We start from the raw sequence: 22,114 nt of genomic DNA on the forward strand, positions 1-22,114 counted from the left end.
GCCCGCAAAACGCCCCGCAGTTGTTCCGCCGAAGGTGGGCGGCGATTGGGCATGCTGTGTCGCACATCGCAACACACAGCAGGCAAACAATCGATGCACGCCCACCCCACCACCCAGCATGCCCCCTATGCCGACGCGGCACCCTTGCGGCCGTTCCTGACCGAGCGCCAAGCCGCGGCTTATCTGGCCATCAGCCCCCGCACGTTGCAGAGCTGGCGCGTGCGCGGCGGCGGCCCGCGATACGTGAAGGTTGGCGCGAACGTCCGCTATCGAGCGGAGGACCTGACGGCATGGGTCGAGGATCAGAACCGCGCGAACACCAGCGACAACGGCCCGGCGGCGGCTTGAGGTGGAACCCATGAAGAACATCCCTGTTCCCGGATCATCCGTCACGGTTCCCGCGGATTTGGTGCGCCGGGAAAGCGCGGACCCCGCGCGTTTCCTGCGCCTGCTGCCCGTCCTGGCAGCGCTGGATCAAGTCCCGGATGACAAGGGACCCGCGGCCTTGTACGAACTGAACCGACTTGGAATCGACCTTGACCAAATTGTGACGACCCAGAATGAGCTAGTGGCGATCCTGAAGGTGGTATCGGCGGCGACGCAGGCAGCATCGGAGCCTGCCGGACGGCTCCATTGATGGCCCCCAAGGATCGCCCCAGCGACGGCCGGCGCCTGCTGCGAGCCGACCACCTGAAGGCGAGCATCCCGCCCGCGGCGTTCTACGCCAACGAGCTGCCGAATAGCCCGGCCATAAAGGCCGGCCGCGACGATTGGAGCCAGAACGTCGGCTGTCCTTTTCATGAGGACAGCACCCCGAGTTTCGGGGTCAATCTGCGCACGGGCGCTTTCCGATGCTTTGGATGCGAGGCCAATGGCGGCAGCATCCTGGACTTCGCCATGCTGCGCGACGGCCTAAGCTTCGATGACGCACGCGCGGCCCTGGCTGAGCGGTATCACGTCGAGCCCGGCGCCGATCCCAAGCCGGCACCCCGGCAGCGCCCGCAACGCAACAATCCCCGAGCCGAGCCGAAGACAACCCCGGCGGCGCCGATCCCGCCCGAGGCCCTAGCCGAACGCCCGAGCGCGCACCCCAAGCACGGCGAGCCGTCCGCAACCTGGACCTATACCGACGCGGACGGGCGCCCGCTGGCCTTCGTCCTGCGGTTCGATCCGCCCCAGGGTCGAAAGGTATTCGCCCCGCTGACATGGACCGAGGCGGGCGGCTGGCAATGGCGAGCCCCGCCGAAGCCGCGCCCCCTGTACAACCTGCAAGCCCTCACCGCACGGCCCGAGGCCCCCGTCTGCATCTGCGAAGGCGAGAAATCGAGCGATGCGGCGGCGGCTTTGCTGCCGGACATGGTGACGACCGCGAGCATGAACGGCGCCAACGCGGCGGCCCTGTCGGATTTGTCCCCCCTGCACGGCCGGCGCGTCCTGATCTGGCCTGATGCCGATGAGGCCGGCGCCAACTACGCCCGCACGATGGCGAAGCTCGCCCGCGCGGCCGGCGCGGCAAGCGCTGAGGTCCTGGACCTGTCCAGCATCAGCGAGGCGCCCGCCGATGCCAGCTAGGAGGACTGGCCACCTGCCCAAAGGCTACGATGCGGCGGACGCCCTCAAGGCCGGATGGACCGCCGAGACCTTCTCGGCGGCGGCCCGCTGGCGCCCCCTTGACGACCCCGAGCCCGAGCCCGAGCGCGCGCGCGCGCCCGAGGACGCGGCCCCGGCGGCCGGCGATGCGGGCGGCCTGCCGTATCCGTTCGAGGTGCGCGACGGCGGCATCTATTACCGCAAGCCTGACAGCACCCGCCACAAAGGCGGCGACACGCCGGCCCCCGTTTGGGTCTGTTCCGGCCTGCAAGTTATCGCGATGACCCGCGATGAGCGCGGCGAGGACTTCGGCCGGCTGGCGGAGTTCACCGACCCCGACGGCCGGCCCCGGCGCCTAAGCATCCCCGCGGCGGACCTGCAAGGGTCTGGCGAGGCTTTGCGGTCGCGGCTGGCCCGGCTTGGCCTTGAAGTCAGCACCCATCCCGAGGCCCGACGCGCGTTCCTTGAACTGTTGCAGCGCTGGCGCCCCGACGCGCGCGCGACTTCAACGACGCGCACCGGCTGGACGGCCGGCGGCGCTTTCGTGTTGCCCGGCCAAGTGATAGGCGACGGACCCGAGCCCGTCGTCTTGTCTGCCGAGCTTTCGGAAGGTCCCGCCTTCGCGACGCGCGGCACCGTGGAGGACTGGCGGCGGCACGTTGGCGCGCTCTGCATCGGCAACAGCCGATTGCTGTTCTGCGTGTCGGTCCCCTTCGCGGCCCCGCTGCTGCACCTGATCGGCGCCGAGAGCGGCGGCTTCCACCTGCGCGGGTCCAGCACCGACGGCAGTAGCAGCGGCAAGACGACGGCCCAGCGGGTCGCGGCCGCCGTCTGCGGCCCGCCTGATTTCCTGGACCGCTGGCGAACTACGGACAACGGCTTGGAGGCGACCGCCGAGCTGCATAACGACGCGCCGTTGATCCTTGATGAGCTGGGGCAGATGGAGCCGCGCGCGGCCGGCGAAGCGGCCTATATGCTGGCGGCCGGCGCCGGGAAGGTCCGCGCGAGCCGCAATGGTGACGGGCGGCCGATCAAGCGTTGGCGTTTGCTGTTCCTATCGTCTGGTGAGATTGGCCTAACCCAGCACATGGAGGCGGCGAACAAGCGCGCCCGCGCGGGTCAAGAGGTTCGCATGGCGGAGGTGCCCGCCGATGCCGGCGCCGGACTCGGCTGCTTCGAGGACCTGCACGACGACCCGGACGGCGGCGCCTTCGCGCTGCGGTTGACCGACGCGGCGGCGAGCTACTACGGCGCCCCCTTCGTCGCTTTCGTCCGCGCCCTGGTGGAGCATCGCGCCGAGCTGCCGCGCATCGTCAGGCGGGAACGGGACCTGTTCGTTTCCGACGCCCTGCGCGGCATCAAGGACCCGTCGGGACAAGTGCGCCGCGTTGCCCAACGCTTCGCCCTGGTAGCCGTCGGCGGCGAGCTGGCGACTGCGGAAGGTATCACCGGCTGGCCCGAAGGCGCGGCATACGATGCCGCGGCGAGCTGCTTTGCCGATTGGCTGAAGGCCCGCGGCGGCCCGGTCCCTGCCGAAGAGCGGGACCTGTTGTCTCAGGTTCGGCATTGGTTTGAACGGCATTCAAACCGACTCGCGTGGAAAGATCGCGCCGAGCGGCTGGACGACCACATGCCAGAAGTGCCACAGCGCGCTGGATTCAAAGAGGACAAGGCCGATGGCACGCTCTGGCTGTACGTACTGCGCGAGACCTTCGCCCGCGAGGTTGTAGAAGGTCACGACCCGCGCGACGCGGCCCGCGTCCTTCTCCGCCGCGGCCTGCTGCTGCCGGACAGCGACGGCAAGACGACCCAAAAAATACGGCTGCCGGGCGCCAAGAATCCCCAGCGGGTCTACGTTTTTACGGCCGATTCCGTCGCGGGCGGCGAGTTTGATGGACCTTGAACGGTTCGCCCAACGCTTCGGCCGGCACCGGCCCCAACCCGCTGACGCGCCCAGCGGCGAGGCCGCGGCCGGCAACGCGCCCGCCGAGCCGCCTGCCGGCCCCGAGGCGCCCGCGGCGGCACCGACCCCCGGCGAGGACACCGGCGCGCCCCCGGCTTGGCTGGAAGCCCGCATCGAGCGCGCAGCAATCATGCAACACGACGGCGGCCTATCGTCATACGAAGCCGAGCGGCGCGCGGCGCTGCTGCATCCCGATCCTGCCGAGACCCGCCCGGATTGGTGCGGCTTGACCGCTGGCGAGCTGATGGCGGCGGCCGGCCCCGATTGGCCCGAGATTGCCGACCGCCCGGAAGTCCTGGCAGCCCTGGCGCTCGCCTTGAGCGCCCCGCCCGCCGAGCCCGACCCCGAGCCCGAGCCGACACCTACACCCGTCGAGCCCAAGTGCGCGGCGCCCGTCACCTGTGCGTTTTGCCGGCACTTTCGGCGGAACCGCACAAACCCCGCGGCCGGCTTCGGCGCCTGCCGCATCCAAGCCCCGGCGAGCCGACGCCCGCCGACCCTCTGGCCCAACGCCCGGCACGCATGCCGGGATCACCAACCGAGGCAACCCCACGATGAATGAACACCCGCTAAGCGAGTTCCTGGCAGCGTTGATCGACACGGCGGCGGCGATTGATGCCGCGACCGAACGCTTGAATGACTACCTAGCCGAAGCCGACCCGGCGACACTGCGCGCGGCGCTCGAAGGCGAGAACACCCAGCGTGCGGCATTGGCGGCCGTCGTGCGCTTGGATGCCGCGAGCCCGCGCGACGATGCCGAGTTTTTGCATCGGCTGGTGCGCTGGTGCGTCCTATCCCAGCCCGAGGACCGCCCGAGTATGGCAGCGCTTTATGAACGTCTGTGCGTTGAGCCCGCCCTGCGTGAGCTTGCGGCGCGGGAGTCAACTGCCGGCGGCGACGGCGGCGACGCTGGCAAGTTCGTGCGGGACAGGCTTGCAACGCTGCTGCGCCCGCGCCTTTCGGCGGAGGCGCGAACATGATGCAAGCCAGCATTCACGGGCGCCTAGGGCAAGACCCGCGGCCTATCGCGACTAAGACCGGCAAGCCGATGACCACGGCGAGCGTTGCCGTGGACGTTTCTCAACGTGACAGCGAGGCGACCCTATGGGTCCGCGTTGTCGCCTTCGGCCGGCTAGCCGACGCGCTAGCCAAGCACGCGAAAGGCGAAACCTTGTCGGCGGCCGGGCGCTTCGAGCTGTCGCGCTGGACCGATGCCGAAGGCAACGAGCGCGAAAACTGGCAGTTGATAGCCGATGCCTTGGTGTCTGCCCGCACCGTGCGCCCCGGCGGCAAGCGCGGCGCCCGCGGCAACGGCAGCGCCAGCACCGCCCCTGCCAACGGCGCCGACTCGCCGACCCTAAACGATGAGCTGCCCCCGTTCTGAGCCCCGCGAAGCGAGGCCCCGCGGCGCGCGGTTGGGCGCGGAGCGTTGTTCTTGCGCCGCGCTGCACAGCCGTTGCGGCACTTGCGTTGCACATGCCCCGCATGGCCTTGCAGGGTTGCGGGTCCTTCTGCGCCTTCTGCGTTGCGGTCGCGAGAGTCGCGAAATTCCGCTAGCCCCTACGGCAGCAGCATAGGCAACGCCCTGCAACAGTCCCGCCCGGCTTGAGGCTGATTGCGATGACCGACACCCCCCGACCGCTGACCCCCCAGCAATTGGAGGCGGCCCGCCGACTGGTGCGCGGCGCGAGCGGCAGCGAGGCGGCGGCGGCCGTCGGCGTTCGGCCCGAGACCGTTTCCCGCTGGCGGCGTGACCCGGCCTTCACCGCCGAGCTGCGGCGCCTGGTGGAGCTTGCCGAGCACGGCGACACCCGCGCCCGCGTCGAGGCCCTGACCCCGAAGGCCCTGGACGCATTGACCGATGCCCTCGCCAGCACCCGCGCCCCGCTGGCCCTGCGAATCGAGGCGGCGGCGGCCCTGTTGGCCTTCGCGGCGAGCATCCAACGCCCACCCGATGCGGAGCCCTAGACCGGCGATCCGTGCTAACTACCCAGGGGTTACGCTCAAGCTGTCCCCCTGTTTCCGTAACCCATCGTAGTCTGCCGTAACTTTGTCCCACCTGTCCCACCTGCGTCCCACCCGCGGTGGGACAGCGCGAAGCACTCTAACCCTCTGACTATAAAGAGAAAGCCGGACGTGTCCCACCTGTCCCACCTGTCCCACCCGATTTTGCACAGTTGGCGGGAAAAGCATGCAGCGTCCCACCCGTCCCACTGCACCCCCTGTGTGTTTCCCCTGTAGACACATACATATACACACCCCGTGCCACATCCTGTGTTTCACCCTGTGCCTGCATCCTGCGTCGTTTTCCCTTCACTGCTGCAAATAGCGGTGGGACAGGTGGGACAGGTGGGACACTCGAAAAAACACAGTCGGAACAGTCTGTTACGCGCGCCTTCGCGTCCCACCCCTGGTGGGACACAGGTGGGACAGGTGGGACAATCCTGCGACCCGTTACGCTGGCCTGCGACAACAGCGCCCGAGCGCGCCCGCCCGGACCTGCCGGCGGCCCGGATCGGCGGCCAAGCGACCCCAGGAACGGCCCGAGGCGCGGCGCCGAGCCGTGTTCGATGCGGCGGCAAGCACGCGCAAGCACACCCCGGCTGCCGGCCTAACCGCGCGAGCGGACATGATGCGAGGATAGGGCAGCGGCGAGCCCCAGCGGGTCGAGGCCATGGCGGTGCCCACCTGCCGGCGCTCCCGGAGCCCCAGGGGGTCGAGGCCATGGCGGTGCCCACCTGCCGGCGCTCCCGGAGCCCCAGGGGGTCGAGGCCATGGCGGTGCCCACCTGCCGGCGCTCCCGGAGCCCCAGGGGGTCGAGGCCATGGCGGTGCCCACCTGCCGGCGCTCCCGGAGCCCCAGGGGGTCGAGGCCATGGCGGTGCCCACCTGCCGGCGCTCCCGGAGCCCCAGGGAAGGCCCGAAATCCGCCCGGCTGGTGACTCTATGGTGACTCAAGGAACGGGCGCCGGAGCCTGAATCGCCTAAGACCTTGATTTTATGGAGCTGGCGGACGGATTCGAACCGACGACCTGCTGATTACAAATCAGCTGCTCTGCCAACTGAGCTACGCCAGCGTGGGAGGGACGGCTGCCGGCAGTGCCGGCAGCCAACGCCGCATTGTATGCCAGACAAGTGGTCGCCTCAATCGGCGGCGACGGCGGCGAGGCCCCGCAGCACGAGGTCCGGGACCTGCTCAGCCGAGAGCCGCGTCGCGGCGGCGGCGAGTCGGTCGGCATCGCCGCCGGTGAGGACGAGCCGGGGCTCGGTGCCGGTGTGCTCGGCGAGGCGCCGGTACAGGCGCTCGGTCAGCGCCGCCGGAGCCTGGATGCTGGCGGCGGCGACGGCCTCGCCGGTGTCGGCGGCCCAGGCCAGGTCGGCCTCGGCGGGCTCGTGCAGCGGGATCTGGGTGCCGGCGAGGAGGCTCGTGCGCATCAGGCGGATGCCGGGCAGGATGAGTCCGCCCAGGTGTTGGCCGTCGGCGGCGAGGAGGTCATAGGTGACGGCGGTGCCGGCGTCGACGATGAGGCTGGCGGCAGGCGCTGCGTCGGCCTGCGCCAACTGGTGGGCGGCAATGAGGGCGAGGAAGCGGTCGACGCCGAGTCGCTCCGGCACGGTGTAGGCGATACGGATGCCGTTGGCTCGGGCCTGGGTCCGGACCCAGCGGGGACTGCGGGCGAAACGGGATTCGCACACCTGGATGACCGCGTCCTTGACCGTCTGCGGACCGACGCCGGCGGCGATGACGGCGTCGATGTGGCTCAGCTCGTCCCAGACGGCCAGCAGATCCAGCGGCAGCGCGCCGTTGTGCAGAGCGGAGCCGAAGCCCTCCAGGGGTCCCCCCTGCCCCGTTTGCAGCGCCCATTTGACGCTGCTGTTGCCGATGTCGACGAGGAGCCGCATGCGCCCGAACCGAAGCAGATTTGTGGGTTGACGGCGGCGGTGCCAGCCGAGGGGGCTGCTAGCGATGGCCCGCGTCCAGCCCGGCGGTGAGCTGCTCGCCGCCGTTGCGCAGCCAATCCCGTAACCGGTTGGAGTCGCCCACCGGGGTGAGCTTACCCTGGGCGTTGAGCAGGACGATGTAGAGCCGCCGGTCGGCGACGACGGCCTGCATGACCAGGCAGCGGCCGGCCTCGTGGATGTAGCCCGTCTTGCTGAGCTCCACGGTCCAGCGGCTGTCGCGCACCAAGGGGTTGGTGTTGCGATACTGGAGTGGGCCGCGCTTGGTTTCGATGTAGGGACGCGCCGTGAACTCGCCGGTGGAGGTGATCTCCCGGATCAGCGGGTACTGCGACGCGGCGTGGATGAGCCGTACCAGGTCCTCCGCCGTGGAGACGTTGCGGGCGTCGAGGCCGGAGGTATCGGCGAAGTTGCTGTCGTGCATGCCGAGGGACTCGGCCTTGGCGTTCATGGCCGCGACGAAGGCGTCGGTGCCGCCGGCGAAGGTGGTGCGCCCCAGGGCATGGGCGGCCCGGTTGTCGGACGACATGAGGGAAACACGCAACATGTCGCGTCGGGACAGCGTTGCTTCATCAATATAGAGTCTGGAGCGGCTCCAGCGCAGGCGGTCGCGGTCCTGCTCGGTGATGGTGACGGGATCGTCCAGCGGCACCTGGGCGTCGAGCACCACCATCGCCGTCATGAGCTTGGTGATGCTGGCGATGGGCCGGACCTCTTTGGGGCCCCGGCTGTAGAGCCGGTTGCCGTTGTGATCGATGATCAGTGCCACCGCGGAGCGAATGTCCGGACCCGCGAGCGCCGGACTCATGCCTGCGAGCAACGCGCAGACCGCGACGGCCGCGGTGAGGATGCGGCGTGCCTTGGTTTGCGAATTCATCTGAAGTCTTCCCGCCAGCCGTCTGTTTCTCCGAGGCAAAGCAGTGTCAGTATGGCACATCTTTCTGGGCAGCGTGGCAGGAATGCAGCGGCTTGTTGCAAATTGGTCGCGCAGACTGTCATCCGCAAGTACCCTGCCGACATACGATGCCCATGATTTACATCCCGGTCTGGCTGCTGGCCGCCTTCCCCCCGCTGTTCTGGGCCGGCAACTTCGTGCTCGCCCGGGCACTACACGCGGACCTGCCGCCGCTGGCGCTGGCCTTCTGGCGCTGGACGCTGGCACTGGTGATCCTGCTGCCCTTCGGCCTGCCCGCGTTGTGGCGCCAGCGCGCCCTGCTCGCAAGGCATTGGCGCCTGCTAACGGCCCTCGCGCTGCTCGGTGTCACGGGCTACAACACCATGCTCTACATCGGCCTCCAGGACACGACGGCCACCAATGCGCTGCTATTGTCGTCGGCGACCCCGGTGCTGATCGTTGCGCTGTCGTTCGTGGTGCTGCGCCATCGCCCGCGGCTGCTGGCGCTCCTGGGGCTTGCCCTGTCGCTGGCGGGCGTGTGGCTCATCGTCTCCGCCGGCGAGCCGGCCCGGCTGCTCGACATCGGTCTGCGCCCAGGCGATGCCTGGATCTTGGCGACGACCCTGGACTGGGCGATCTACTCCGTGCTGCTGCGGCTGCGCCCGGCGGGGCTGGCCCCCGCGGGCTTCCTGACCGCGCTGGTGGCGCTCGGCCTGCCGCCATTGGCGGGACTCTACGCCTGGGAGCTACAGCAGGGCATCGGGCTTACGCTGAATGCGGGCAACCTCGCGGCCATCGGCTATGTGGCGCTGTTCCCATCGGTGCTGGCCTATCTCTTCTGGAACCGCGCCGTCGCCGAGCTCGGCGCCAACCGCACAGGCCAATACATGCACCTGGTGCCGGTATTCGGCATCCTACTGGGCGTATTGGTACTCGGCGAGCGGCTGCAATGGTTCCACGCCGTGGGCGCAGCGCTGATCGCCGGGGGAATCGTGCTGAGTGCGCAGCGCTCAAAGCGCGTCTAGGGTCGTATCGACGGCTTGGCCGATCTCCCAGTGCCGCTGCCGCACGGTGTCCGCAAGCTCGGCGTCGTCGAGTCGCTCCAGCAGCTCCTCGAAGGCTTGGGCGGAGATCAGATAGGCCGCGGGCTTGTCCTCATCCAGGGTCGCAACGGCTTCCTCGCCCGCCGTTGCAAGCACCGCGGCGGGATGCCGGCGCAGCTCATCCAGCGTGGCTGCACAATCCGCCAGTACGCGATTCATTCCCAAGCCCCAAACGCAAAAAGCCCCGCCGAAGCGGGGCTTTCTTCGCCGCCATCCATGGCGAGCTCAGCGGCGTTGTCGCCCGCCTTGTTGCGAAAGGGGGCGACAGATCCGCTGTTACATCATCCCCATGCCGCCCATGTCGCCCATGCCGCCGCCGCCGGCGGGCATCGGGGTCTCTTCCTTGGGCTCTTCGGCCACCATGGCCTCGGTGGTGATCATCAGGCCGGCCACGGAGACGGCGTTCTGCAGGGCCGTGCGGCTGACCTTGGTCGGGTCCAGAATGCCCATCTCCACCAGATCGCCGTACTCGCCGTTGCTGGCGTTGTAGCCGAAGTTACCCTCGCCGTCGGCGACCTTGTGCAGCACCACGCTGGCCTCGGCGCCGGCGTTGCTGACGATCTGACGCAGCGGCTCTTCCATGGCACGCAAGGCGATGTCGATGCCGACGTCCTGCTCCTTGTTGGCGCCGTGGATGGTGCCGCGGATCTTGGTCAGGGCGCGCACCAGGGCGACGCCGCCGCCGGGGACGATGCCCTCTTCCACCGCCGCACGGGTGGCGTGCAGGGCGTCCTCGACACGGGCCTTCTTCTCCTTCATCTCGACTTCAGTCGCAGCACCCACCTTGATGACGGCGACACCGCCGGCGAGCTTGGCCAGGCGTTCCTGGAGCTTCTCGCGGTCGTAGTCGGAGGTGGTGTCCTCGACCTGGGCGCGGATCTGCTCGCAGCGGCCCTTGATCTCGTCATCCTGTCCGGCGCCGTCGATGATGGTGGTCTCGTCCTTGGTGATCTGCACCCGCTTGGCGGAGCCGAGCTCGTTCAGCGTGGTCTTCTCCAGGGTCAGACCGACCTCCTCGGAGATGACGGTACCGCCGGTGAGGATGGCGATGTCCTGCAGCATGGCCTTGCGGCGGTCGCCGAAGCCAGGCGCCTTGACGGCGCTGACCTTGATGATGCCGCGGATGCTGTTGACCACCAGCGTTGCCAGGGCCTCGCCCTCGATGTCCTCGGCCACGATCATCAGCGGACGGCCGGCCTTGGCGACGGCCTCCAGCACCGGCAGCAGATCGCGGATGTTGGAGATCTTCTTGTCGTGCAGGAGGATGAAGGGCTCCTCCAGCTCGGCGGTCTGGCTCTGCTGGTTGTTGATGAAGTAGGGCGAGAGGTAGCCGCGGTCGAACTGCATGCCCTCGACCACGTCCAGCTCGTTGTGCAGGCTCTTGCCCTCTTCCACGGTGATGACGCCTTCCTTGCCCACCTTCTCCATGGCCTCGGCGATGATCTCGCCGATGGACTCGTCGGCGTTGGCGGAGATGGTGCCGACCTGGGCGATCTCCTTGTTGTCGGAGCAGGGCTTGGACAGCTCGGCCAGCTGCGTGACGGCGGTTTGGACGGCCTTCTCCAGACCGCGCTTCAGGTCCATCGGGTTCATGCCGGCGGCGACCGCCTTGAGGCCCTCGCGGACCATGGCCTGGGCCAGCACGGTGGCGGTGGTGGTACCGTCACCGGCGACGTCGGAGGTCTGGGAGGCGACCTCCTTGACCATCTGCGCGCCCATGTTCTCGAACTTGTCGGCAAGCTCGATCTCCTTGGCCACGGAGACGCCGTCCTTGGTGACGGTCGGGGCGCCGAAGGACTTCTCCAGCACGACGTTGCGGCCCTTGGGGCCGAGGGTGACTTTGACCGCGTTGGCCAGGACGTTGACGCCGTCCATCATGCGGTTGCGGGCGTCAGTGGAGAAGCGGACTTCTTTTGCACTCATGGCGTGATTACCTCGCTGTTCGGATTGGGGATTCTGGTACCGGCGCCGGTCGAGCTCAGGACTCGATCACGCCCATGATGTCGTCCTCGCGCATGACGAGGAACTCGTCGCCGTCGAGCTTGACCTCGGTGCCCGAGTACTTGCCAAACAGGACACGGTCGCCGACCTTGACGTCCAGCGAGCGGGTGTCGCCACTGTCCATCAGCTTGCCGTTGCCGACGGCGATGATCTCGCCCTGGATCGGCTTCTCGGTGGCGGAGTCCGGAATGACGATGCCGCCGGCGGAGGTGCGCTCCTCTTCCATACGACGGACAACGACGCGGTCATGCAGCGGGCGAATGTTCATGGTTGCTTTCCCCTCAGCTTTTCGGATGGGTTGCGGGTGTGAGACGCCGGGTGCCAGCGGCCCGTTTGCGGGCAGCGCCGCAAGCGCTGAAGCCGGCGCCCGGACCGTGTTAGCACTCAACGATAGCGGCTGCTAATCATAGGGCGCACGCTGTTGCTGTCAAGTACGGTTTGCCCCAAGGAAGGCGGGCGGTGCCGGTAATAAGGGGTCGCTCGGGCCGGGCTCAGGGAGCCAGCTCACTCAGGGACCCAGTGACGGACCCGGCGAGGGACCCAGCTCAGGGCGGGACGGCTCGAAGCGAGCGCTGCAGGCTTCGGCGGAACAGCAAGGAAGCAGGATGGGCCTTTTACGTCCGACCCTCGGCAGGTGGTACATGGCACGCGGCTAGGCATGCTTCGCTGGCCGAGCCAAAGCAGGCCGAGCCAAAGCAGATGCCCGAGCACGTTGACAGCGGCACTGCGAGTGCCGGACCTCCCGGCGTCGGTGCGGCCGAGGCTCAATCCTCGCGGCGCCAGTCCGCGTCGATGATGCGCGGGCGGGGGCCGCCGCCCAGGTCATCGTCGTCGCGGCCGGCGCCGAGGGCTTCGACGCGCACATAGCGCAGAATCAGTGCGCGGCGCAGCGGCGGGATCAGCAGCAGGAAGCCGGCGATGTCGGTGATGAAGCCGGGCAGCAGCAGCAGGAAGCCGGTCACCAAGAGTACGGCGCCGTCCATGAGCTCCAGGGCCGGCGCCTCGCCGCGGTCCATGGCCTGGCGCACACGCAGCAGGACGTGCAGACCCTGCATGCGCACCAGGGCGCCGCCGATCATGGCGGTCAGCACCGACAGGGCGATGGTGGGCAGCGCGCCGATGACCGAGCCCACCTGAATCAGAAAATACAGCTCCACCAGCGGGGCGCCGACGAAGAGCAGAAGGAAAAGCCACATGGTTTGGGTCTCGGAAGTCAGTGCCGCAGCGGGCCGCGCCGGCTGTCGGTCAGCGTAGACAAAAGGGCGCCGCAACGCCGGGCGCGCACTGCGGAGGTCTCGGCGGCGCGCGCGGACGCCGATGCGCTGCGGCCAAAGGCAAGGTTAAACCCCGAACGTCTGTCCGGTAAAAGCCGATTCAAACCCCGGCGCCCGAGCCCGCGAATTCCGTTAGGCTATGCGCCCGCTGCCGGCAGCGGCTGCGGGACCGCCCGTCAGAGGCCGGCCCGCCCGTCATGCGTCCACCGATCACCATACGTCCGACCGCGGAGGCCGCCCCCATGTCCGACACCAATGCCGCCGATGTCCATGTGGTCTTCTGCACCTGTCCGGACCCCGCCGTCGCCGAATCCCTGGCCGGCGCGCTGGTCCAAGCGGGACTCGCCGCCTGCGCCACCATGCTGCCGGGCGCCGTGTCCATCTACAGCTGGCAGGGCCGCATCGAGCGCGACAGCGAGGCGCTGTTGATGATCAAGACCACGGGCGCACGGCTGTCCGCGCTCACCGAGCGCATCTGCGAGCTGCATCCTTACGACGTGCCGGAAGTCATCGCCCATCCCATCACCGCCGGCCACGACAGTTATCTCGATTGGGTTCGTCAATGCACCACTATCACCACCTGATCGCCCGCGCTCTGCGGAGCTTGCAACAACCGAGTCAAGCTCAGAGTTCGCACCGGCGCCGCGCGCCGAGCAGTGGCAGGCCGCTGCTCGCCCTGTTGGCACTCTGCCCAGTGCTCTTGCTCGCGCCCCCGACGGCGCTGGCTGCCGCCGACGACGAATTCCTGCAGCCGGATCAGGCCTTTCGCATCTCCGGGGAGTCGGCGGGGCCGGACGCCGTGATCGTGAGCTGGGATATCGAGCCCGGCTACTACATGTATCGGAGCAAGTTCCGCTTCGACAGCGAAAGCCCCGGCATCAGCCTCGGCCGCCCCGACCTGCCGGAAGCCGAGACCAAGCAGGACGAGTTCTTCGGCGAGGTACAGATCTATCGCGACCGCATCGAGGCCAAGCTGCCCGTGGAGCGGACCGCCGACGCCGGCGACATGATCGCCATCGAGGCCAAATCCCAGGGCTGCGCCGATGCCGGGCTCTGCTACCCACCGCAGAAGCAGCGCATCCTGTTGGAGCTGCCGAAGCTGGCGGCAGCGGATGCCAGTGGCGCCGGCGAAGCGCCAGCTTCAGCGCCGGCAGCCGAGGCCGCGGCGTCGAGCGCGCCGGCACCGGCCCAAAGCATGGCCCGGGCGCTCTCGGGCGGCGGCGCCAGCAGCGGCGGCGCCGCCCAGTCGCTGGGTCTCGGCATCGGCGACGACATCCTGCCTGTGGAGGAGGCCTTCCGCTTCAACGCCGAGGTGGCGGCGCCGGAGCGCCTGGCGCTCACCTGGGACATCGCCCCGGGAACCTATCTCTACGCGGACAAGATCGAGCTGGCGCTGGAGGACGCCGAGGGCGTGCAGCTCGGCGCCTTCGAGCTGCCGGAGGCCGAGGTCAAGCCCGACACGGTGCGCCCCGACGGCACCATCGGCGATGTCGCCGTTTTCCATGGGACCATCGACATCGACGTGCCGCTGCTGCGCGCTCGGGCCGAGCCCACGGAGGTCACCCTGGTGGCCAAGTACCAGGGCTGCGCCGAGCGCGGCATCTGCTATCCGCCCGTCACCGATCGCATCGCCCTGGCGCTGCCGGCGGCCACCGAGACCGTGGCGCTGGCCGAGGTGGCGCCGGCGGACACCGCGGCGGCTGCGGGCGCCGATGCGGGCGGCCCGCCCGAGCGCGTCTCCGAGCAGGATCAGATCGCCGCGCGCCTCGCCGATGCCGGCATCCTCGGGGCCATGGCCATCTTCTTCGGCCTGGGGCTGCTCTTGGCCTTCACGCCCTGCGTCTTCCCGATGATCCCGATTCTGTCGGGCATCATCGCCGGCCAGGGCGACAGCATCACCACCCGCAAGGCCTTCTTCCTGTCGCTGGCCTATGTGCTGGCCATGGCATTGACTTACGCCGTGGTGGGCGTCATCGCCGGACTCTTCGGCGCCAACCTCCAGGCCACCTTCCAGAACGTCTGGGTGCTGACGGCCTTCGCCGCGGTGTTCGTGCTGCTGGCGCTGTCCATGTTCGGCTTCTACGAGCTGCAGCTGCCGAGCAGCTGGCAGAGCAAGCTCACGGAGATGAGCAACAAGCAGGAGGGCGGCACCCTGGCCGGGGCGGGCATCATGGGCGCGCTCTCGGCGCTCATCGTCGGCCCCTGCGTGGCACCACCGCTGATGGGCGCGCTCATCTTCATCGGCAAGACCGGCGATGCCGTGCTCGGCTTCTTTGCGCTGCTGGGCTTGGGACTCGGCATGGGGGCGCCGCTGCTGGCCATCGGCACCTCCGCCGGCAAGCTCCTGCCGCGGGCCGGCATGTGGATGGACGCCGTCAAGGCCGTGTTCGGCGTCCTGCTGCTGGCGGTGGCCATCATCCTGCTGGAGCGGGTGCTGCCGCCGGCGGTGGCCATGATCCTCTGGGGGCTGCTGCTCATCGCCGCCGGTGTCTACATGGGCGCGCTCACCACCATCACGCAGGAAGCCCGCGGCTGGACCAAGCTGTGGAAGGCGCTGGGCCTGGCGCTGCTGGTCTACGGCGTGCTGATGATCGTCGGCGCGGCCGCCGGCGGGCGGGACACCATCCAGCCGCTGCGCGGCATCGTCGCCGCCGGTGGCGGCCAGGCGGCGGCGCACAAGGAGTTTACGCCCATCAAGACCAGCGCGGACCTGGACCGCGAAATCGCCGCCGCCAGCGCCGCCGGCAAGCCGGTGATGCTGGACTTCTACGCCGACTGGTGCGTGTCCTGTAAAGAGATGGAGCGCTATACCTTCCCGGACCCGGCCGTCATCGACGCCATGGAGCAATTCGTCGTGCTGCAGGCGGATGTCACGGCCAACGATGCCGAGGACAAGGCCCTGATGCAGGAGCGCTTCGGCATCCCGGGACCGCCGGCCATCCTCTTTTTCGACGCGAGCGGTGAGGAGCTGCGCGGCTATCGGCTAGTGGGCTTCGTACCCGCCGACGAGTTCTCGGCCCATCTGAACGAGATCGCCCGATGAACCCGGCCAAGGTGCTGGTAGTGACGGTGCTGGCGGGCACGCTCAGCATCGGCGCGGCCCTGTTCGGGGAGCGCTGGTTCGCCAAACAGGACATCGACCTCAGCGGGCGGGGAGACGACGGCCGCATCGCCACCCTGCCCGACCTGCGCCTGCCGGACCTCTCGGGCCAGGAGATCGCCAGCAACGCCTGGGGCGGCAAGGTGGTGGTGCTCAACTTCTGGGCCACCTGGTGCCCGCCCTGTCTGCGCGAGATGCCCATGCTGGACGAGCTCCAGCGCGGTGTCGACGCCGGCGAGCTGCAGGTCGTCGGCATCGCCATCGACGCGCGCGAGGCGGTGGAGCGCTTCCTCGCCGAAAACCAGGTGGAGTACCAGATCCTGCTCGGCGATGCGGACACGGTCGCGCTGTCTCGACGCCTCGGCAACCGCACCGGCGGTCTGCCCTTTACGGTGGTCTTCGATCCACTGGGGCGGCGGGTGTTCAGCCATACGGGCGAGATCACCGCGGACTTGGTGCGGGCGCGCATCCTGCCTCTACTAGACCAAGAAACCGGCTGATCCGGCGCAAATCCGCCGGCATCTGCTGCGAAGTCCGACCAGTCTGGTCTTTGTAATCGCGTCCCGATTGCCTTACATTGTGCGCCGTTGTCAAACGGTGCGCTCACGGGCCGATCGCGGCCGTTGCATACCCAAAGCTTTATTTTGTGCACCGCTCGCCCGCTTGAGCGGCCGGCGCCCGGACGCGCTGCCACAGCAGCCCGACCCGGGCCCTGCGCCAGCACCGCAGCCCGCTGCGCCGGCAAGGGTGTGTCCACGTATCACGACCGCCGCCCAGTCCGGACCAGCAAACACCCACGCAGCCCATGGCCCAGATCCTTTGCCTGAACGGCCCCAATCTGAATCTGCTCGGCACCCGGGAGCCGGACAAGTACGGCCGCGACAGCCTTGCCGACATCGGCGCGCGCCTGTCGCAGCAGGCGCAGGCCGCCGGGCATAGCCTGCGACTGGTGCAGAGCAACGCCGAGCACGTGCTCATCGACGCCGTGCAGCAGGCGGGCGCCGACGGCGCCGCGTTCGCGCTGGTGAACCCGGCCGGCCTCACCCATACCAGCGTCGCGCTGCGCGATGCCCTGCTCGCCGTGCAGCTCCCGTTCATCGAGGTGCACCTGTCCAAGGTCCATGCCCGCGAGGTCTTCCGGCAGCACTCGTATTTCTCGGACATCGCCGAGGGCACCATTACCGGGCTCGGCGCCATCGGCTACGAGCTCGCCCTCACCGCGGCGCTGCGGCGACTCGACGCCCGCCCCGGCTGAGCCAGGGCTCAGGCGAGCGGTCAACAGCCGCCCTGCACACTGGCGCCCACCCACTACACACTGAGGCCCGAGACCCGGCACAACCACATCATGGACATCCGCAAGGTCAAGAAGCTCATCGAGCTCCTCGAAGAATCCGACGTCGCCGAGATCGAGATCCACGAGGGCGAAGAGTCCGTGCGCATCAGCCGCCATGGCAGCGCCCCAATGCACTACATGATGCAGGCGCCCGCCGCCGCCCCGGCCGCGGCGCCGCCGGCGACAGGCACCGCTGCGGGCGCGACGGAGGCGGAAGCCGAGCCGGAAGCGGACGAAGGCGCGATGGTGCGCTCGCCCATGGTGGGCACCTTCTACCGGGCGCCGTCGCCGGGCAGCAAGGCGTTCGTCGAAGAAGGTCAGGACGTCAAGCTCGGTGACACGCTGTGCATCATCGAGGCCATGAAGATCCTGAATCAGATCGAGTGCGAGAAGGCCGGTGTCGTACGCCGCATCCTGGTGGAGAATGGCCAGCCCGTGGAGTACAACCAGCCGCTCTTCGTCATCGAATGATCGAGAAGATCCTCATCGCCAACCGCGGCGAGATCGCGCTGCGCATCCAGCGCGCCTGCCGCGAGCTCGGCATCAAGACCGTCGCCGTCCACTCCGACGCCGACCGGGAGCTGAAGCATGTGCTGCTCGCCGACGAGTCCGTCTGCATCGGCCCGGCGCCGTCGCGCGACAGCTATCTGCACATCCCCTCCATCATCAGCGCCGCGGAGGTGACGGACACCGTCGCCATTCACCCCGGCTATGGCTTCCTGTCGGAGAACGCCGACTTCGCCGAGCGGGTGGAGCGCTCGGGCTTCGTCTTCATCGGACCCAAGCCGGAGACCATCCGGCTCATGGGCGACAAGGTCTCTGCCATCAAGGCCATGAAGCAGGCGGGCGTGCCCTGTGTGCCGGGCTCCGACGGCCCCATCGACAGCAGCAACAAGCACACCCTGGACCTGGCGCGGGAGATTGGCTACCCGGTCATCATCAAGGCCGCAGGCGGCGGCGGCGGCCGCGGCATGCGCGTCGTGCATTCCGACGCCACGCTGCTCAATGCCATCTCACTCACCAAGGCCGAGGCGAGTGCCGCCTTCGGCAACGACATGGTCTACATGGAGAAGTACCTGGAGAACCCCCGACATGTGGAGTTCCAGGTGCTGGCGGACCAATACGGCAACGCCATTCATCTCGGCGAGCGGGACTGCTCCATGCAGCGCCGCCACCAGAAGGTGGTCGAAGAGGCACCGGCGCCGGGCATCACCCCGGAGCAGCGCGCCTTCATCGGCGAGCGCTGCGCCAAAGCGTGTGAGCAGATCGGCTACCGGGGGCTCGGCACTTTCGAGTTCCTCTATCAGGACGGCGAGTTCTACTTCATCGAGATGAACACTCGTGTGCAGGTGGAGCACCCGGTGACCGAGATGATCACCGGCGTCGATCTGGTCAAGGAGCAGATCCTGGTGGCCTCCGGCGAGCGGCTGCGCTACCGCCAGGCCGAGATCGACTGGCGCGGGCATGCCATCGAATGCCGCCTGAATGCCGAGCACCCGGAGACCTTTCGTCCGAGCCCCGGGCCCATCGAGGAATTCCATGCCCCGGGCGGCCCGGGCGTGCGCATCGACACCCATATCTACGCGGGCTATGTCGTGCCGCCCTATTACGACTCCATGATCGGCAAGCTCATCACCCACGGCGAGGACCGCGACACCGCGCTTTCGCGCATGTGCAACGCCCTGCGCGAGACCATTATCGAGGGCATCGACACCAACATCCCGCTGCACCGGCAAATCATGAAGGACTCGGCGTTCCAGCAGGGCGGCGCGAATATCCATTACCTGGAGAAGAAGCTGGGACTGTAGGGGCAAGGCTCGAGTAGCGAGTGTCGAGCTCCGAGTCGGTTTGCTTGTAGCTGAGGTATGAGCTACCGAGCCACTGAATGCGGGCTCCCCGGCCGACTCGCCGCCCAGAGCCCTCGCTCCTCGTTACTCGATACTCGCCCCTCGTCCCTCGTCCCTATCCCCTAGCCCCTAGCCCCTGAAAAATGCCCTGGCTCCAGCTCACCCTGATCATCGACCGCGACTACGCCGAGCAGGCGGAGTCGACGCTGGAAGAGGCCGGTGCGCTGTCGGTGACCCTGGACGACGCCGCGGACGAGCCGGAGCCGCCGGGCGCGGAGCCCGCCGCCGGCGGCATCTGGGAGCCGGCGCCGGCGACGCAGCCCCTGTGGCGGCGGCTTCGGATTACAGCGCTCTTCGATGACGACGACGCCGGTACCGCGGCGGCCGACCAGGCGGCGGCGGCCCTCGCGGAGGTCGCACTGACACCGCCGAGCATCGCCAGCCTGGACGACCGACCCTGGGAGCGCGTCTGGCTGGATGAATTCACGCCCACTTGCTTCGGGCGGCGCCTGTGGGTCTGCCCCCGCGGCGAGCGGCCACCGGGGGCGGACGCAGCGGACTGGGCGGGCGTGGTCCTGGATCTGGACCCGGGCCTCGCCTTCGGCACCGGCCATCACCCCACCACGGCGCTGTGCCTGACCTGGCTGGACGGATTGGACCTGGCGGGCAAGCGGGTGCTCGACTACGGCTGCGGCTCGGGCATCCTCGCCATCGCTGCCCTCAAGCTCGGCGCCGCATCGGCGCTGGCGGTGGATCACGACCCCCAGGCGCTGGACGCGACCGTCGACAACGCCCTCGACAACGGCGTGCTGGAGCGACTCGCCGTGGCCCGCCCGGAGCAAGTGCCGCAGACACCCGCCGACTTGGTTGTCGCCAACATCCTCGCTGGCCCGCTGTTGGAGCTGGCGCCCACGCTGGCGACGCTAGCCGCGCCGGCGGCCGAGCTCGGACTCTCCGGCATCCTCGCCCACCAGGCGGCACGGGTCGCCGATGGCTATGCGCCCTACTTCGTGATGGCGCCCCCCGAGACCCGCGACGATTGGGCCCTGCTCACCGGGCGACGGCACTGACGCCGAGCGGCCCGATTCGCCCCCAGGGAAATCGAGCACGGATCGTCTCCGCCAGATGCGGCGACGGCATCCCGGCGACCTCTGTCGGTCAGACACAGTCAAATCCGGGCACGAGCCGTGTCGTTGTCCACCAACACCCGTCATAACAGCCCGCCTCGGGTCCTGCTGGCAACGCCGAAGTTGGCTAGAATCCCGTACCGATCCCCGCCGCTTCGCTGACCCATGGACCGCATGCCGACGACCCCCGACATCAACGGCAGCGCAAGCAACTCTCTGCGGCCGCCCGTCAACCCTGGCGCCGCCGGGGCCCCGGCGCGGAGGGACGCCGCCCGAGGCTTCGCCATCGGCGGCATCCGGGTGCATAACCGTTTGATTTTGGCGCCCATGGCAGGCGTCACCGACCGCCCGTTCCGCAGCCTCTGCCGGCGTCTCGGCGCCGGGCTCGCGGTCTCCGAGATGCTCTCGGCCAACCCGGCCTTGGCAAGCTCGCGCAAGAGCCGCGAGCGCGCCGACCACCGCGGCGAGCCGGGTCCCATCGCCGTGCAGATCGCCGGTGCCGACCCGCAGTGGCTCGCCGAGGCGGCGCGCATGAACGTCGATCAGGGCGCTGAGCTCATCGACATCAACCTCGGCTGCCCGGCCAAGAAGGTCTGCAAGACCGCCGCCGGCTCGGCGCTGCTGCGCGATGAGCCCTTAGTGGCACGCATCCTCGAAGCCGTGGTGGCCGCTGTACACGTACCAGTCACACTGAAGACCCGCACCGGCTGGTCGCCCGAGACCCGTAACCTGCCGCGCATCGCCCGCATTGCGCGGGAAGCCGGCATCGCCATGCTCGCCGTGCACGGGCGCACCCGCGCCTGCGGCTACAGCGGCCGGGCTGAGCTCGACAGCCTGCGGACGCTACGCGCGGAGGCCGGCCTGCCCGCGGATTTTCCGCTGGTGGCCAACGGCGACATCGACAGCCCCGAGCGCGCCGCGGCGGCGCTGGCCTATACCGGCGCCGATGCCGTCATGGTCGGCCGCGCCGCCCAGGGCCGACCCTGGCTGTTCCAGCAGATCGACCACTATCTGATCACCGGCGAGCACCTGCCGCCACCCACCAGCGACTGGGTCTGCTCAACCCTGCTCGCCCATTTGGAGGAGCTCTATCGCTTCTACGGCCCAGAGCGCGGTGTGCGCATCGCGCGTAAACACATCGGCTGGTATCTGCGCGCCCACCAGCAGACCGGCCCGCAGCAAAGACCTGGCGTCGGGCTTGGAGCCGGGCGCGCAGGGCTGCGGGGCAGCGGCACTAGCACCCGAGCGTGCGCCGCCGGCCCCACCCAACCGGACGCACCCCACACCATCGAAGCGCATCTGGCCCGCATCAACCGGGCCGAGACGCCACAACAACAAACCGATCTGGTCCGCGCCCTATTGTTGGGCCCTGCGGACTTGGAGGATGCGGCATGACAATCGCGACGGTAGCCAAGGTTGCTCCATTGGAAGAACAAGACGCTGACTGGACAGGACTGACCGTAATCCCGACCAACCGAGGCGAGCCGCTGCGCGAATGCGTACGGGCCGCGGTGTGCACCTATCTGCGCAACATGGATGGGCAGGACGTGGAAGGCCTGCACCGCTTCGTCATGGACGAGGTGGAGCGGCCGCTGATCGAGACAGTGCTGGAAGCCGCCGGCAACAACCAATCCGTGGCGGCGCGTATGCTGAGTATCAGCCGCAGCACGCTGCGCAAGAAGCTCGCGGCCTATGCGGCGGCGGACGGCGACTCTGCGCGTTAACCCCGGGCCGCGGGCAGGCCCGCCGTGTCAGTGCGCCCGACGGCGCGGCGGGCGAGCTAGCGAATGAGTCCGGCCAGCGAGCCGGCCCGGCACTGCGCGGCCCCGCCGGCGGTGGCATAATCGGCGGCCACGTTCCACGCCGGTGCGGAGCGCCGTGCTTGCAGGCCGCAACGCCGGCAGCCATCGCGCACCTGCAAG

24 protein-coding genes and 1 tRNA gene are annotated in these 22,114 nt (G+C 68.9%); 18 read left to right on the forward strand and 7 right to left on the reverse strand.

Annotation, left to right across the window (positions count from 1 at the left end):
- Positions 1 to 93: 93 nt before the first annotated feature.
- From CKO31_RS10985 to CKO31_RS11020, 8 genes are all read left to right on the forward strand, one after another.
- Positions 94 to 348 (forward strand): helix-turn-helix transcriptional regulator, encoded by a 255-nt coding sequence (locus CKO31_RS10985; protein WP_200237048.1) that lies wholly within the window; start codon positions 94 to 96, stop codon positions 346 to 348.
- A gap of 10 nt (positions 349 to 358) precedes the next feature.
- On the forward strand, positions 359 to 637 hold the full coding sequence (locus CKO31_RS10990) for a hypothetical protein (protein ID WP_200237050.1): 279 nt from the start codon (positions 359 to 361) through the stop codon (positions 635 to 637).
- Entirely contained in the window at positions 637 to 1,572 is a 936-nt protein-coding gene (locus CKO31_RS10995; protein ID WP_200237052.1) for a CHC2 zinc finger domain-containing protein, read from the forward strand. The genes CKO31_RS10990 and CKO31_RS10995 overlap by 1 nt, the downstream gene beginning before the upstream one ends.
- Positions 1,573 to 1,765: 193 nt before the next feature.
- Positions 1,766 to 3,493 (forward strand): DUF927 domain-containing protein, encoded by a 1,728-nt coding sequence (locus tag CKO31_RS11000; RefSeq protein WP_200237055.1) that lies wholly within the window; start codon positions 1,766 to 1,768, stop codon positions 3,491 to 3,493.
- The gene (locus CKO31_RS11005; RefSeq protein WP_200237057.1) at positions 3,483 to 4,115 is read left to right on the forward strand and encodes a hypothetical protein; all 633 of its coding nucleotides are present in this window, start codon (positions 3,483 to 3,485) and stop codon (positions 4,113 to 4,115) included. The genes CKO31_RS11000 and CKO31_RS11005 overlap by 11 nt, the downstream gene beginning before the upstream one ends.
- Positions 4,108 to 4,533: a hypothetical protein gene (locus CKO31_RS11010; protein WP_200237060.1), complete on the forward strand. Its 426-nt coding sequence runs from the start codon at positions 4,108 to 4,110 to the stop codon at positions 4,531 to 4,533. The genes CKO31_RS11005 and CKO31_RS11010 overlap by 8 nt, the downstream gene beginning before the upstream one ends.
- Complete coding sequence (locus CKO31_RS11015; protein WP_242475302.1) at positions 4,533 to 4,937, forward strand: single-stranded DNA-binding protein; 405 nt, start codon at positions 4,533 to 4,535, stop codon at positions 4,935 to 4,937. The genes CKO31_RS11010 and CKO31_RS11015 overlap by 1 nt, the downstream gene beginning before the upstream one ends.
- Positions 4,938 to 5,173: 236 nt before the next feature.
- Positions 5,174 to 5,521: a hypothetical protein gene (locus tag CKO31_RS11020; protein WP_200237066.1), complete on the forward strand. Its 348-nt coding sequence runs from the start codon at positions 5,174 to 5,176 to the stop codon at positions 5,519 to 5,521.
- A 1,032-nt stretch (positions 5,522 to 6,553) separates the two neighbouring features.
- On the opposite strand, the gene CKO31_RS11025 is transcribed toward CKO31_RS11020, so the two are convergent.
- The 3 genes from CKO31_RS11025 to CKO31_RS11035 form a co-directional block, all read right to left on the reverse strand.
- Positions 6,554 to 6,629: transfer RNA gene (locus CKO31_RS11025), tRNA-Thr, on the reverse strand.
- A gap of 67 nt (positions 6,630 to 6,696) precedes the next feature.
- The gene (locus CKO31_RS11030) at positions 6,697 to 7,455 is read right to left on the reverse strand and encodes a type III pantothenate kinase (protein ID WP_200237069.1); all 759 of its coding nucleotides are present in this window, start codon (positions 7,453 to 7,455) and stop codon (positions 6,697 to 6,699) included.
- 58 nt (positions 7,456 to 7,513) lie between these two features.
- Complete coding sequence (locus tag CKO31_RS11035) at positions 7,514 to 8,389, reverse strand: serine hydrolase (protein WP_242475298.1); 876 nt, start codon at positions 8,387 to 8,389, stop codon at positions 7,514 to 7,516.
- 152 nt (positions 8,390 to 8,541) lie between these two features.
- Between CKO31_RS11035 and CKO31_RS11040 the strand changes: the two genes are divergently transcribed.
- On the forward strand, positions 8,542 to 9,432 hold the full coding sequence (locus CKO31_RS11040; protein WP_242475299.1) for a DMT family transporter: 891 nt from the start codon (positions 8,542 to 8,544) through the stop codon (positions 9,430 to 9,432).
- On the opposite strand, the gene CKO31_RS11045 is transcribed toward CKO31_RS11040, so the two are convergent.
- From CKO31_RS11045 to CKO31_RS11060, 4 genes are all read right to left on the reverse strand, one after another.
- Entirely contained in the window at positions 9,418 to 9,669 is a 252-nt protein-coding gene (locus CKO31_RS11045) for a type II toxin-antitoxin system Phd/YefM family antitoxin (protein ID WP_200237078.1), read from the reverse strand. The genes CKO31_RS11040 and CKO31_RS11045 overlap by 15 nt on opposite strands.
- Positions 9,670 to 9,786: 117 nt before the next feature.
- Positions 9,787 to 11,433: a chaperonin GroEL gene (gene groL / locus CKO31_RS11050; protein ID WP_200237081.1), complete on the reverse strand. Its 1,647-nt coding sequence runs from the start codon at positions 11,431 to 11,433 to the stop codon at positions 9,787 to 9,789.
- Between the two features lie 55 nt (positions 11,434 to 11,488).
- Complete coding sequence (gene groES, locus CKO31_RS11055; protein WP_200237083.1) at positions 11,489 to 11,779, reverse strand: co-chaperone GroES; 291 nt, start codon at positions 11,777 to 11,779, stop codon at positions 11,489 to 11,491.
- A 496-nt stretch (positions 11,780 to 12,275) separates the two neighbouring features.
- Positions 12,276 to 12,707, reverse strand: coding sequence for an FxsA family protein (locus tag CKO31_RS11060; RefSeq protein WP_200237086.1), 432 nt, complete (start codon positions 12,705 to 12,707; stop codon positions 12,276 to 12,278).
- 320 nt (positions 12,708 to 13,027) lie between these two features.
- Between CKO31_RS11060 and cutA the strand changes: the two genes are divergently transcribed.
- From cutA to CKO31_RS11105, 9 genes are all read left to right on the forward strand, one after another.
- Complete coding sequence (gene cutA / locus CKO31_RS11065) at positions 13,028 to 13,369, forward strand: divalent-cation tolerance protein CutA (RefSeq protein WP_200237089.1); 342 nt, start codon at positions 13,028 to 13,030, stop codon at positions 13,367 to 13,369.
- Complete coding sequence (locus CKO31_RS11070; RefSeq protein ID WP_200237092.1) at positions 13,348 to 15,828, forward strand: protein-disulfide reductase DsbD; 2,481 nt, start codon at positions 13,348 to 13,350, stop codon at positions 15,826 to 15,828. The genes cutA and CKO31_RS11070 overlap by 22 nt, the downstream gene beginning before the upstream one ends.
- Complete coding sequence (locus CKO31_RS11075; protein ID WP_200237096.1) at positions 15,825 to 16,385, forward strand: TlpA family protein disulfide reductase; 561 nt, start codon at positions 15,825 to 15,827, stop codon at positions 16,383 to 16,385. The genes CKO31_RS11070 and CKO31_RS11075 overlap by 4 nt, the downstream gene beginning before the upstream one ends.
- 305 nt (positions 16,386 to 16,690) lie before the next feature.
- Positions 16,691 to 17,140 carry a type II 3-dehydroquinate dehydratase gene (gene aroQ / locus CKO31_RS11080; RefSeq protein WP_200237099.1) on the forward strand — a complete coding sequence of 150 codons (450 nt, stop codon included), beginning with the start codon at positions 16,691 to 16,693 and terminating at the stop codon, positions 17,138 to 17,140.
- Positions 17,141 to 17,230: 90 nt separating this feature from the next.
- On the forward strand, positions 17,231 to 17,689 hold the full coding sequence (accB, locus tag CKO31_RS11085; RefSeq protein WP_200237101.1) for an acetyl-CoA carboxylase biotin carboxyl carrier protein: 459 nt from the start codon (positions 17,231 to 17,233) through the stop codon (positions 17,687 to 17,689).
- Positions 17,686 to 19,026 carry an acetyl-CoA carboxylase biotin carboxylase subunit gene (gene accC, locus CKO31_RS11090; protein WP_200237104.1) on the forward strand — a complete coding sequence of 447 codons (1,341 nt, stop codon included), beginning with the start codon at positions 17,686 to 17,688 and terminating at the stop codon, positions 19,024 to 19,026. The genes accB and accC overlap by 4 nt, the downstream gene beginning before the upstream one ends.
- A 182-nt stretch (positions 19,027 to 19,208) precedes the next feature.
- On the forward strand, positions 19,209 to 20,135 hold the full coding sequence (gene prmA, locus CKO31_RS11095; RefSeq protein ID WP_200237106.1) for a 50S ribosomal protein L11 methyltransferase: 927 nt from the start codon (positions 19,209 to 19,211) through the stop codon (positions 20,133 to 20,135).
- Between the two features lie 384 nt (positions 20,136 to 20,519).
- Complete coding sequence (gene dusB / locus CKO31_RS11100; protein WP_242475303.1) at positions 20,520 to 21,587, forward strand: tRNA dihydrouridine synthase DusB; 1,068 nt, start codon at positions 20,520 to 20,522, stop codon at positions 21,585 to 21,587.
- Positions 21,584 to 21,916, forward strand: coding sequence for a helix-turn-helix domain-containing protein (locus CKO31_RS11105; RefSeq protein ID WP_200237110.1), 333 nt, complete (start codon positions 21,584 to 21,586; stop codon positions 21,914 to 21,916). The genes dusB and CKO31_RS11105 overlap by 4 nt, the downstream gene beginning before the upstream one ends.
- Positions 21,917 to 22,114 lie beyond the last annotated feature (198 nt).

The organism is Thiohalocapsa halophila, assembly GCF_016583825.1.
Classification (GTDB): domain Bacteria; phylum Pseudomonadota; class Gammaproteobacteria; order Chromatiales; family Chromatiaceae; genus Thiohalocapsa; species Thiohalocapsa halophila.